We start from the raw sequence: 12,055 nt of genomic DNA, 5'->3' as shown, positions 1-12,055 counted from the left end.
AGTATCGTCATTTAGGATGTTTTAAATATTGAAAGTATATTAAACTTAATACATATTAATATTTAATTTAATATTATAGTTAATATAAAAATGTTTATGTAATTACATAATATTTATTGAAGGGGTAATTTAATGAGAAGGAAAATAATTGCGTTTCTTGTATTAGTTATTGTATTAATGAGTTGTGGGCAAGACAGCAACAGGGGAAGGAAGTCCAGTTTTAAAAGGAAGACAGACAAAAAGATCACAAAGGAAGTCAAGATTACTGAAGAGAAAGATACTGAAGAGAAAGATACTGAAGAGGATGATACAGAAGAAGAGGAAGACGAGATTAATATAAGTAAAGATGAGAGGGATGCTAGGAAAAATGAGTATGAGGCAAGGAAAAGTAAGTTTCAGCTTACCAAAGGCAGTCCTTTCCAAATAGCTTATGATATCCTGGAGAGCAGAATCTATGCGCTAAGGACAAAGTTTGAGAGTAACTATGGGAAATTTAAAGATTATCGATACGAGGAAAAGTTTATGTCTGTATCTGCAAACAATCCAGCTGCTACTGAGGAAAGACTGAAGAGAGCACACGTGGCGCTAGAATATGAGCTTAGGTCCATTTCAGATTTCAACAGGCTGTTAGAGGAGTTAAGTAATTGTGATTTGTCTGTTAGCGATACGTTAATGAAAAAGATAGGACATATTGGATCACTAACCCATAGCATCTTATATGATCTTTTGTTAGAAATAGACGTAGATAGGCTTCTTTTATCTAGCAATGGTGCAGCCAAGGTTAGTGAGTTTTATACATTGTTTGATGATTTTGTTCAAGAAAAGGAAAGGTTTGTTACGTTGCTTACTATGTCACCATACAGAAACTTAAAAGAGAATTTATGCAAGATTACAGAACGTGATTCAGATCTTATAAGGAAATATGATCGAGTTGTTCAAATCTCAAAAGACTTGATGAATAGAGTGCGTGTTGCAAGTCAAAGTTAAATTTTATTGAAGGAGGAATTTAATGAAAGGGCATGTATTGGTGTTTTTCATTTTAGTTACTGCGTTAATGAGCTGTGGTCAGGATGTTAGTAGGAGTAGAGATGCGTAATATGATTAAGCGAGTAATAGAAGAGAACAGGGTAAAGCCAGTAGAAGGTGGTGTCAATTCAGCAGGTACAGATAAGGTAAAGCTAGGTGAGGGCAGTGTCAATTCAGTGGAAACAAACAGGGTAAATCCAGCAGAAGTCAAGGGCAAGCCAGTAGAAGCAAAGAAGGTAAATCCAAGTGAAGAGGGCAAGATTAGAATAACAGGAAAAGACAAGGGTAGGATTAGACTTAAGGAAAAGCCAGGCGGAGGGAAGCCTAGGGTTAAGGTAAGGGGCAGGATAGAGAACGGAGAATTTAAGATAAAGGAAATTTCTGCATCTTAAGAAGACATACCTAAAGATTAGATTATTGAAATAAAGGAAGCATTAGCTTCCTTTATTTATTTCTTCAGTAGACGATACAAAAGTATTTATATTTAGTACATTTTAAATATTAAGATTAAATTATATTTAATATATAATTAAATTAAGTTTAATATAATATTTAATCTAGCAATGAGTTGATACGTAGTATTTTATTGAAGGGGAATTATATGAGAAGGTATTTATTAGTGTTTTTCATGTTAGTTGCTATGTTAATGAGCTGTGGTCAGGATGGAAGTATTAATACTGCTCAAGAGATGGAAGAGGAAGATGAAGATTTAGAGGAAGATGATGAGATGGAAGAAGAGGAGACAGAGGAAGAAGAGGAAGAGATAGAAGAGGGGACAGAGGAAGAGGAGGAGCAGGCAAGTGACGGGGAAGATGGTACTCAAGAGGAGGAAGAGATAGGCGATGAAGAGAAGCAAGAGGAGATAAAAGAGGAGCCAAAAGAAGAAACAAAAGAGGAGGAAGAGGTAGGCAAGACAAAAGAAGAAGGTAATGCTCAAGAAGAGGCGCTGGAAGAGGAGAAGAAAGAGGAGCCAGTAGAAAAGCCAGTAGAAGAAACGAAAGAAGAACCAAAAGAGGAGCCAGAAGAGGAGATAAGAGAGAAGACAGAAAAAGAGAAGGAAAGGAAAGCAAGGGAAAATATGGCACGAGGCATTTATTCTGAGCTTGTAAGGAGATTAGAAAGATATCGAGTAGAGCTTGGAAGAGATAAGAGTGTGTTTATTGCTGGCAACCATTCATTTCCTGTGCTTGTAAACAAACTAAAGGGAATTAGGTCCAGTTATGCTGATCCAGAGGAGATGAATAAAATTTATGCAGGCTTGGGTTATGATGTTGATTCCATTAGAAAATTAGAAGAATCATTCCCAGGAGTAGTAGTTTCTATGTTTGGAAACCAAAGCGGTACGGTGTTTATTGTCGCTTCATTTTTGAAGTTGTTTGTAGATATTGATACTTACACCCAAAAGATTTTAAATGAAGCCTTGGGAAACTCGAATTTGGCTAATGCTAGAAGTGTTAAAGATCCTTCAATTTTGAATTCAGTTGGGCATAAGATGGGTGAATTTATTAGGAAGAGAGAAGAGCTGCTAGGAAAGATTAAAGCTTGTCTGTCTATAATGGAGGCAAATAAGCATAATAAAGCATTCGTCTATGGTGAAATGCAAAAGATGACAGATGGTAGTTTGAGTTTAAGTGCGGATTGTGAAAGGCTGGGAAAAATCTCGGAAGATATTAAAAAGTTAATTCAATCTAGTTAAATAAGAGGTTCTTTTATGTCTCCATATAATGGTGATATTAAATTAAATCTAATATATAATTAAATTAAGTTTAATATAATAATTAATCTAGTAGTGAATTAATGCATGGTATTTTATTGAAGGGGGAATTGTATGGGAAGGTATATATTGGTGTTTTTCATGTTAGTTACTGTGTTAATTAGCTGTGGTCAGGATGGTAGTAAAAATAAACAAAATAATCTTAATTCAAAGGGACACAAGACAGGGAAGAAAGTAAAGAAGGAGGACCATGGTAAGACGGATGAGGGCAAGGTTAAGCAAGGAGCAGGTAGTGGAGAACTAGAAGAAGGCAGTAAGGAAGGGGGAGTTAAAGTAGGGCAAGGAAAGGGTAAGAGCAAGGAAAAGGAAGTCGATTACAAGATTAATTTCAAGGAAGGCAGCCAGATAAAGGTAGTTTATGATGAACTGGTGAGTGATTTGAAATCACAAAGGTCAGAGCTTGAAAAGGCTAGAGGAATATTTACCAAATTTAAGAAGGAACAACCGCAATTTTTTGTGGATCCATTTAAGAAACATATTCCTAATGTTTCCAAAGAGAAACAGGAAGACATACTAGATAAAATACATGCAGCACTAATATACGATGTATCTAGCATTAGAAGGGTTGGCGAGACATTTAATCAGCTGCTTAATTGCGATCCTGCTGCTGGGCGTGGACTAATAAAAAGGATAGAGCATGTAGCGGAATGGAATCAAGAATACTTAAATCTTTTATCAAAAGAAATCCTATATAAGCTTAATAAAAAGAACCCAGAAGACTTCAGGAGAATTAATGAAAATTTAAAGGCTTTTGTGGAAAAAAGGGCAGAGTACATAAAAGAAATCGAAGCATTGGCAAGGAAAGGCAAAAGCAAAGGTAGAGACAATAAGATAGTACAAGAGGAGCTTTGCAAGGAGGTACTATCTGATCCTAATGGTTATAGTACAACAAAAATTAATACTACATACAATGTGCTTGGCCGAATCCGAAGAGAAGTGTCAGAAATTGTTAGATTGTTACGTTAAGTTGATAGATTCAAGCAGTGATTTTTAACATTAAATCTGTTAGAAGGAGGATAATGAAATGAAAATGTACAGGACGTTACTCATGTTGCTGGTTGTAGTTATGAGTTGTGGGTTACAGACATCTACTAAGGACAAGACGCTAGGCAAGACTAGCAAGAAGGGTGGAGCTAGAATTGTTGCAAGTAATAACAAGAAAGGTGAACTAAAAGGAAAGATAGACGGAGAAGAAGGGGAGATGGATGAGGGGGAGATAGATGAGGTAAGGGTAGGCAAAGGAAAGGCAGGTAAAGGTAAGGCAGTCAGAAGGAGGGGAAAGGATGCTGCTGCTTATGAAGCTTTTAGAGCAAGAGTGAGGGCGTACAGGGCAGAGCTTAAGGAGGCTAGGGATAAATTTGTGGCAGGGAAGCATGCATTTCCTGATGGTTTAGATAGTAGAGAATCTCTTGTAATAGTAATTAATAGTGGTAAATGTTCGTTTCCTAATATTTTAGAGGTTGTTGGATTTAAGATCAGTGAATCTTCTTTTCAAAGAACAGAGGACGTAGATGATCTTTATGCTTCTCTAGATTACGATGCAGCTCTTATTTCAAAGTTAGATGGGATATTTTCTAAACTGGATAAGAAGATAAGTAACAGGAGTACTGCTGCTAGTGATGTAATAGCAATGTTGAGTAATAAAATCGGACGACTTAATCGTTTGGTCTTAAATGAATATTTTTCGGACAAAAATTTGGACAAAATGGAAAGTAAAGGCAGTCCAGGAACTCTTATTACAGCCAATGCGCTTCTAGATACGTTTATGGGAAAGAAGGCAGAATCACTAAAATTGATTAAAGAACATATTGATGCGGCATCTAGGGAGAGAAAGGAAGAGGATATACATTTGCAATTAACAAATATAGCTAAGTATGGTGATGTAAAGGTGCACAATGCAGTTGGTCTTATGGGACTTGAATATGATAAGATCGTAAAGTTTTGCTCTGCATTTGGGAATTAATGAATAAGGGCGCAGATAATGTGGATTAATATTAATGCTTACAGATTAACAATAGAAGAATTAGGTCTTGTCAATTGTGTAAAATGATGCACCCTAATGTTCAGGCCTAGTGCATACAAAGGTAAAAGGGAGGAGATTTAGATGAAAAAATACAGGGTGTTACTCATATTACTAGTTGTAGCTATGAGTTGTGGGCAACAGACGACTAAGGGCAAGGGAGTGGGTAAGGCTAGCAAGAAGGGGGCTGCTCTTGTTTCAGATTCTGGTAAGAAGGAATCTAATCAAGCTGAACTAAATGAGAGGGGGCAAGAGAAGACAGAAGAGGGAGAGATAGCTTCAGGCGCTGGCAAGGGAGGGGAGAAAGTAAAGGATACACTTTACGAAGTCCTTAAGAGGAAAGTAAAGTCATATAAGGCGGGAGTTGAGAAGGCTAGGAGTAAGTTTGAGGCAGGGGGGTATGCATTTCCTTATGGTTTAAATGGTAAAGAAGTTGTATTTAATGAATTTGAAAGAAGGGTGCATGCGTTTCCTAATATTTTAACTCTATTAATGTCTAGAGGCGATATTAGAACATCGCATAATATAAATAATGAATTTTATGGAGTCTTTAAATACGATGTGGCTTTTATCACAAAGTTAGACGAAATATTTTCCAAACTACTAGTAAAAAAAGATCTTGGGTTTTTTGATTCTTCCACTAGTGAGTACAAGTATGCTCTATTTCTAACACAAGTAATTACTGATAATGTTGGATACTGGAATACACTACTTTTTGATCAACATCTATCGGATGAAAACTTGAATAAGCTTGAGAGTAATGATGATGTAACAGCCCTTGCTAAAGCCAATGAAATGCTGGACAAGTATATAGAATCAGAAGCAAAATGGATAAGAGCGATAAAAGCACAGATCGAGGAGACAGCCTTGAAGAAAAATAAAGACGAGATGCATGAGGGAATTAAGCAAGCAACTGGCTATTATAACCAAGGAAGTAAAAGTCAAGAAATTGACAATTTATTGACTGACATTACTAAAATCGGCAAGGCTGCGTACGATTATTTTGCCAAATTGACTAAAGACTAAGAAGTGATAAATATGAGCCTGTATGTTGTCCTTATCTGGGTGTGTTACAATAACATGTAATGATTATTAGTTTGTATTAATCATTACAGGAGGATATTTTATGGAAAGAGTTAGCATAATAATGTTTTTGTTATTTGTAACGCTAACAACAGTTTTAGCTCATACCCAAACGGTAATTGTGGCACAGGGGAGGACTACAAAGGCTGCAATGAAAACATCTGAGGAATTAGAGATTGAAGGGGAAGCAAGGGAGCGAGCTTATGATGAACTTGAGAAAAAGTTACGTGAATTAAGGGAAGAACTTACAGAAGAAAAGAATGAAATGAAGGGTTCATTTACTGCTCTTGAATCTAAAATCAAGGAGTTGCCAAAAAATATGCAACTGGGTAAGGGAGATAGTGAAGCTGAGAGATTAGACAAAATTTGTGCAGGATTGGGGTATGATGCAGATTCTATTGGAAGGGTAGAGGAAATACTAGAGAAATTAGCAGTATCCGGTTCCGATAAAGATGTTGCTTATAGATTATTAAACCTGTTGTATGGAATTGGAAATTTTACTCATCAAGTCGTAAATGGGAATTTGGGGGAAACAAGCCTATCTAAACTTAAGGGCAATAAGAACATAGTAGACATTAGTGACATGTTTAATGAATTTGTCATCTTAAGAGAAGAAGTTATTGAAAGAGTTGATGATCAAATAGAGGTAGCTGTAGCTCAAAAGAATTCTAAGCAGAGAATGTTAGCTGAATTGAGTAAAATTACCAGAAGCAATGCAGAAGTTTATAAGAAAGTATACGGAAAGCCAAATTCTCTTTTTGAAATGCAAAAAGAGTTTGAAAGATTAATTAAATAAGCATTATTAAAAGAATGTAGAAGTCAAATAAAATGGCATCTACATTCTTAAAACACGCCAAAAAGCCCACAAAGAAGTAAAACGCAAGGAATAAGTATTATTTAAAAACATTAAATAATACAAAGTTGACAAAACAAAGTAAAACTAGTACAATATGAAACCATTATAAATATGTAGCATTAGCATTAGATACTACATATTAAAATGGATGATTATTTAATTAATTGTCTAGAGGAGGAAGATTATATGAAAAAATTTGAAATGACAATGTTTGTGTTGTTTACCGTTTTAATGATAAGTTGTGGGAATGATTTGCCCTCAAAAAGCCTACAGAAGGAATTAGGAATAGGAAGTAAGGGGGATGTTGAACAACCATCAGTGCCAGCGGAGGATCAAACACCAGCACAACATCATCCGATAGTAGCACCTTTAGCGCCAACAGCTGAGGAATTGGCATTAGAAGCTAGAAAAGAAGCAGCTAGGAAGGCAGTGAAAGCGGGAGCAAGCGCATTTGGGGCACTAGCGGATGAAGCGAAACAAAAGAAAGCAGCAAAAGAATTAGAAGCTAGAAAAGAGGAAGCCAGGAAGGCAGTAGCAGCGGGATCAAGTGCATTTGAAGTACTAGCAGCGGAAAAGGCAGCAGCAGCAAAGCCAGCAGTAGCACCTTCAGCACCAGCAGTTGGACCAAAACAACCAGTACAACAACCAGTAGTAGCGCCTGCTGGGCCAGCAGCAGCGACAGTGGGACAGAAAGCGCCAGCAGCTCAATCAAATATAGTGTTAGGTGCTGTGTTTCAAAAAGTAAAAGCAGCTATGGCAAACAAGCAACCAGCAGCGGGTGCGGGCGTACAAGGGGTATCAGCACCGTAAAGTGAATTAGGGTGTAATATCTCTGTAGATGATGCGGATTTAGTTAAATAAATAAGCATATTAACTTGAAAAATAGAGGTCAAAGAAAGAGGCCTCTTTTTTTATGGACAAAGATACTTCCCTTCAAGCATAGCCCAGGTGTAAGTAAATTTTAAACAAAAGGCCACCAAGAAGACACATGACGAACCAAACCTGATATTAAGCTAACGTCTTATGTATTACTAAAAAGATGCCGTTCCTTCAAACTGTTTAGCATCACTTTGCGCTCCAGTCTCAAGCACTCTATGAGAGTGTGCACTCTCTTCAACTAAGATATCCCCACTAACAGACGCTCATTGTTTGATTTTCAATAATATGTCGGCCACTCTTACAACGCCCCGCAGCATTTCTCTCACAACGAGCCATGCACACCAGCAACAAAGACATCGTCAAGCATTGTGTTCTCTAAATTTACAATCCCAAACAACTTAAGTTTTCTAATGCAATGGACCCTAGACAATTATAGTATAGATTTCTTGAATAACAAAGAAGGTATTATTGCCCATCTTATTTTCTTACCTTTTAACTTTTATATAAAAGCGTTCTTACACAATTTAAACTGTTTTACTATAAAAATTTTCTTAATAATTAAATGGTATATATTTCTTATAGAAGGAGAAAATAAGTCATGAATATGCGAACTTTTAAGAGTTTAATTCTAATATTGGTATTTATGTTCTTTGGTTGTAAGGACATAAAAGATGCTAAAAATGTAGGTTTATTAGATGAAGATGATGAAGAGGAGGAGACTGAGGATTTTGATTTTGAAGATGAGAACACAATAGAAGGTTTGATTGCAAAATATCAACTCTCTCCTGAAGAAAGGCATGCAGTTCAATATTTAAAGAGTGTTTTAATCAACCCCCTTATTGCAAATGATGTTGCTGGTATTAAGAATTACACAGAAGAGGAGTTTCATGAGTTTTTATTGATGCTGGGTTTAAATAAAACTAAGGAAGCTATTGCGGACATAGTTGTGACCATGAGGGCACGGGATGAGGTGCAAGATGCAATATACGACATGGCAGACGATCATCCACAGAAACAAAATTTGGAGAGCCAATTGAAGGGAAGGGAAGATGAATATTTAAAAGATTTAAAAATATCTTGTAGTAGTGATGAAGGATATGAGGGGGCATACATAGCTTTAAGAGCTAATAGTAGTTCATTTATGTTTAAAGCACTCAAGGGTCAAATAGATGATACCCTGGGAAATTAAGTTTAAAGGGCAGCAGAGAATAATTCTTGCTGCCTTTGGCTAGTTTATCTTTCTTGTCACAAGATGCGGGGGCTTGAAAAAAGAATACAAGTCAGTTAATAGGGCAATAGTAGCTCAGTATTAAATTGAGTTGGGAAGAAGTTTAGTATATCTTAGAAATAAGCTCGATTTGTTTCTGTTTAAGGGCTGGCTTTAGTGTAAGAGCAGAATTTGCCAAAGGGACAAAGAACAGATAATAGTTGATTTAAGGATTTTGTGTAGATTTTTGGTAGGCAATTAGCGAGGCTTGATTAGTAAGGACAAATTTTGCATTTGTAGTGTTTTACTAAAATCATCTAATTCATTATATGATCTTTGAGTTTTTCAGCGATATTGTAGTAGATTTCTCCTTAAAGAGGGGGTAATGAATGCCAATAAATAGGAATTTTATATTTGTAATTCTACTGAGCTTTTTAAGTTGTGATTTCTCGTCACTAGAAAAGGCTAAAGAGGTGGCGGGAGAAGTCCGGTCCATTTTGGAAAGTGGCGAAGATGTTGAAGTTTCGGGATATGCTGATTTGGCAGTAACTAGAGAGGAAATAGACGGTGTGGAAGTGGCTGTTTTATCAGGAAATGCTGGGATAGGGGTATCTTCGGCCTCAGGTTCTGTTGGTGTAAATGTGGAGGGCTCAGGCTATGTTGATGCAGCAGGTAAGTTGTCAGGGCATACGGTTGTTTCAAGTAAGGTTGAGACAGAAACGGGAGCAACAGGTACAACGGTTTACAGTAGTAATACCCACGGGACAGTGGCCGGAGTGTCTGGATTTAGTGATGCAGTGGAAATAACAGAGGCTACATCACCATCACCATTGGGTGTTGTCTCAGGCTCATATACTGGGGAGATGGAAGAAGTAGAAGAAAATGACTTAGAAGAAAGTGATACACTAGACTCAAGCATATACTATGGTACACATTACAGCGGGGGTACTAGTTCTGCTGTGGGGTATTATGGTTCAACAGGGTTTCCTGTGTCAGGTACTCACACTGGAACAGTTGTTAAAAAAACACATGGTGCCCACTTGAGGGAAGCCAAAACAAGTGTGAAAGAATCACTTAGGCTAGTTAAAAAGATAGCAAAGGATTATAACTCTTTTAGTTTTTATCGAGCTGTAAGTCAAGGCACGAGGAATCTTGGGTATCCCAAGAAAAGGGAAAAAGCTGCCGAGAAGGCTGCTGAATATACAAACGAACGCCTAAATGAAGACTTAAATGCTCTTTTAAATGCTATTAAACAATGCCTTAACGCTGCGACTGCTGCAACTGGTGGTGAAGGGAATTTCAAGAGCGAGCTTAAAGCAAAGGAGCAATTGGAGGAGGTTAAAGGAGAGATAGAAAAGTTTGTTGGGGAAGTTAAGTCAGAACAGAAAACAGAAGAGTATGCGTATGGCGCTAAGTATGGCGCTCGTCAAGTAAAGCTTTCTAAAATGGAAGAATCTTTGAAGAATATAAAACGCTTGCTGTACAGCTTTAACAAAGATAGCAACCTTGACGATTAAACTTTATTGATATAAATTTGCTTTGATTAAACGTAAAACAGACTACTCTAGGGTAGTCTGTTTTTGTTTTAAGAGACAAGAGGGTTATTACTAACCCTCTTGTTGGTTTAGTTTGATAAATAAATGGTTTTGAAGTATGATTACTCTCCAGAGGTTAAAAATATGAGAATGACACGACAAAGCAAGTTTTTATGTTTAAGTATTATCTTACTACTAAGTATCTTAAGTTGTAATTTATCTGCTCGAGATGAGTTTGGAAGGGTAACAGGAGAGTCTAACACTGTTTCACAGACGGATGTTGTTAGTTCTAGTTTTAAAAGACCGATTGCAGGTGGTAGAGGCACTAGGACGGTGATGAATGAAAGTGTTAATAAGAGCTCAGTAAGTAGAAGCAGCACTAGATCAAGTACAGGTGGTGTTTCTGTTAGCGTACGCCAGTAGTCCAGAGTATTTTCAGGCCTGCTTGAGGGAAAGGCACATGGCCTATTTTAATTCCTTAATGCAACAAACTAGGCTACATTACATAATAACAAAAACGCCCACTGGCTGGACTGAAAGCGCAGTGGGGCGTTACTTAGAATCTGCTTTTACAGATTAAACGAAGAGTCGACTGCTACAATACATTCAATGATCCTAGTACTTTATTACGTATTGTGTGTAGTGTTTGTGCAACTTGGAATACACCTGTTTGACCGAGTTGTAAAGATCTACAAATTTGGGCATAAACTTTTTAAAGCTTTTGTCAACTTTATTGTGGTCAAGAATGTTTACTGCCGAGAAAAACTCCTTTATATATTTAGGAATTAGCGGCAAACGTCTTTCCAATGATTCTTTGTATTCATGGTAATGTTTTTGTACTCCTTCCGAATCTTCCTGTCTAAGCATGTTTGAAAGCTCTATTGTATCCGCAAGGAGTAGACTCAGAGCGTCTAGTTCATACAAAAGATATGCTGCTTTGTCTGGATTTTTGTCCCTAAGTTTGGTTAAAAACTTAGATGATTTATTGAACAAAGCCTTTTGTGACTCAGTAGAATTAGGTTTTTTACTTTCTGAAATCATTAAGCACAATTTTAATTTGTGCAGTAAGTCTTTCTCAGGTAGTGATTTAAAAGAATTAATACTTGCAATGAAAAAACCGTCAAGGTGTTTTAAATTTTCAAAATTAGTTTTCCACTTGTATACCCTTACTTCTTCTTTTGTCACGCCAGATCCATTTAGAGAAAACAAACTTACTGAACATATCAATAATGCAGACAATAAAATGGTTCTTGTAATTGAAATTATAAATACCATAGATACCTTCTATTTTAAAATATAATAAGTCAATATATAGCATTTATTAAAAGTCACTATATGGCATGTAAAAGGTAATTTAGGGGGAAGCATTTTAATAATAGGAAATACGGCGAAATATATACCATTGATTTGAGTAGATTTGCGCAACAGCGGGTAAAATTATGGCCCGTGTACTCAGGTTGAGCCGTTTTGGTTTAAAGCAGAGGTGTGTAAATAAATATAAGCCTGAGCCTAAACCCAAGCTTATAAGTGTGCTGTGGATAACCAATACCATTCTATTAATTTAAAGCGTCGTCCTTACCTAACAAGTTTGCTTTGTACTTCTCTCTGCTTTACTATCAAGCTTAAAGAGAGTTAAATGGCACCCTTTGCCACATACGGACAACATAAGATCTGC

12 protein-coding genes are annotated in these 12,055 nt (G+C 36.7%); 11 read left to right on the top strand and 1 reads right to left on the bottom strand.

Translation table 11 applies throughout. The features are described from left to right. Positions 1–132: 132 nt before the first annotated feature. The 11 genes from LSO06_RS05500 to LSO06_RS05450 all read left to right on the top strand — a co-directional run bounded on the left by LSO06_RS05500 (position 133) and on the right by LSO06_RS05450 (position 10,803). On the top strand, positions 133–987 hold the full coding sequence (locus LSO06_RS05500; protein ID WP_231761104.1) for a hypothetical protein: 855 nt from the start codon (positions 133–135) through the stop codon (positions 985–987). A gap of 110 nt (positions 988–1,097) precedes the next feature. After that, on the top strand, positions 1,098–1,418 hold the full coding sequence (locus LSO06_RS05495; RefSeq protein WP_231761103.1) for a hypothetical protein: 321 nt from the start codon (positions 1,098–1,100) through the stop codon (positions 1,416–1,418). A gap of 209 nt (positions 1,419–1,627) precedes the next feature. Next, on the top strand, positions 1,628–2,722 hold the full coding sequence (locus LSO06_RS05490; RefSeq protein WP_231761102.1) for a hypothetical protein: 1,095 nt from the start codon (positions 1,628–1,630) through the stop codon (positions 2,720–2,722). Between the two features lie 132 nt (positions 2,723–2,854). Beyond that, a complete protein-coding gene (locus LSO06_RS05485; RefSeq protein ID WP_231761101.1) occupies positions 2,855–3,766 on the top strand; it encodes a hypothetical protein in 912 nt (303 codons plus the stop codon). 58 nt (positions 3,767–3,824) lie between these two features. After that, positions 3,825–4,763 carry a hypothetical protein gene (locus LSO06_RS05480; protein ID WP_231761100.1) on the top strand — a complete coding sequence of 313 codons (939 nt, stop codon included), beginning with the start codon at positions 3,825–3,827 and terminating at the stop codon, positions 4,761–4,763. A 141-nt stretch (positions 4,764–4,904) separates the two neighbouring features. Beyond that, positions 4,905–5,846, top strand: a complete 942-nt coding sequence (locus tag LSO06_RS05475; protein ID WP_231761099.1) for a hypothetical protein — start codon at positions 4,905–4,907, stop codon at positions 5,844–5,846. 100 nt (positions 5,847–5,946) lie between these two features. Then, entirely contained in the window at positions 5,947–6,699 is a 753-nt protein-coding gene (locus tag LSO06_RS05470; protein WP_231761098.1) for a hypothetical protein, read from the top strand. Positions 6,700–6,945: 246 nt separating this feature from the next. After that, entirely contained in the window at positions 6,946–7,569 is a 624-nt protein-coding gene (locus LSO06_RS05465; protein ID WP_231761097.1) for a hypothetical protein, read from the top strand. A 667-nt stretch (positions 7,570–8,236) separates the two neighbouring features. Next, entirely contained in the window at positions 8,237–8,827 is a 591-nt protein-coding gene (locus tag LSO06_RS05460) for a BTA121 domain-containing protein surface lipoprotein (protein ID WP_231761096.1), read from the top strand. Between the two features lie 407 nt (positions 8,828–9,234). Next, positions 9,235–10,362: a hypothetical protein gene (locus LSO06_RS05455; RefSeq protein ID WP_231761095.1), complete on the top strand. Its 1,128-nt coding sequence runs from the start codon at positions 9,235–9,237 to the stop codon at positions 10,360–10,362. A 123-nt stretch (positions 10,363–10,485) separates the two neighbouring features. Continuing rightward, positions 10,486–10,803 carry a hypothetical protein gene (locus LSO06_RS05450; protein ID WP_231761094.1) on the top strand — a complete coding sequence of 106 codons (318 nt, stop codon included), beginning with the start codon at positions 10,486–10,488 and terminating at the stop codon, positions 10,801–10,803. 192 nt (positions 10,804–10,995) lie between these two features. Here LSO06_RS05450 and LSO06_RS05445 read toward each other — a convergent pair whose 3' ends face one another. Next, on the bottom strand, positions 10,996–11,655 hold the full coding sequence (locus LSO06_RS05445) for a hypothetical protein (protein WP_231761093.1): 660 nt from the start codon (positions 11,653–11,655) through the stop codon (positions 10,996–10,998). Between the last annotated feature and the right edge of the window lie 400 nt (positions 11,656–12,055).

The organism is Borrelia sp. RT5S (assembly GCF_021165755.1).
Classification (GTDB): domain Bacteria; phylum Spirochaetota; class Spirochaetia; order Borreliales; family Borreliaceae; genus Borrelia.
The sequence above is the reverse complement of the archived record's forward strand: the minus strand, read 5'-3'. Positions and strand labels throughout refer to the sequence as shown.

Bases quoted from the DNA above. Each gene is read 5' to 3' on its own strand.
- LSO06_RS05455 (WP_231761095.1), top strand. From the start codon at position 9,235: ATGCCAATAAATAGGAATTTTATATTTGTAATTCTACTGAGCTTTTTA.
- LSO06_RS05480 (WP_231761100.1), top strand. From the start codon at position 3,825: ATGAAAATGTACAGGACGTTACTCATGTTGCTGGTTGTAGTTATGAGT.
- LSO06_RS05490 (WP_231761102.1), top strand. From the start codon at position 1,628: ATGAGAAGGTATTTATTAGTGTTTTTCATGTTAGTTGCTATGTTAATG.
- LSO06_RS05475 (WP_231761099.1), top strand. From the start codon at position 4,905: ATGAAAAAATACAGGGTGTTACTCATATTACTAGTTGTAGCTATGAGT.
- LSO06_RS05445 (WP_231761093.1), bottom strand. From the start codon at position 11,655: ATGGTATTTATAATTTCAATTACAAGAACCATTTTATTGTCTGCATTA.
- LSO06_RS05470 (WP_231761098.1), top strand. From the start codon at position 5,947: ATGGAAAGAGTTAGCATAATAATGTTTTTGTTATTTGTAACGCTAACA.
- LSO06_RS05450 (WP_231761094.1), top strand. From the start codon at position 10,486: ATGGTTTTGAAGTATGATTACTCTCCAGAGGTTAAAAATATGAGAATG.
- LSO06_RS05465 (WP_231761097.1), top strand. From the start codon at position 6,946: ATGAAAAAATTTGAAATGACAATGTTTGTGTTGTTTACCGTTTTAATG.
- LSO06_RS05460 (WP_231761096.1), top strand. From the start codon at position 8,237: ATGAATATGCGAACTTTTAAGAGTTTAATTCTAATATTGGTATTTATG.
- LSO06_RS05495 (WP_231761103.1), top strand. From the start codon at position 1,098: ATGATTAAGCGAGTAATAGAAGAGAACAGGGTAAAGCCAGTAGAAGGT.
- LSO06_RS05485 (WP_231761101.1), top strand. From the start codon at position 2,855: ATGGGAAGGTATATATTGGTGTTTTTCATGTTAGTTACTGTGTTAATT.
- LSO06_RS05500 (WP_231761104.1), top strand. From the start codon at position 133: ATGAGAAGGAAAATAATTGCGTTTCTTGTATTAGTTATTGTATTAATG.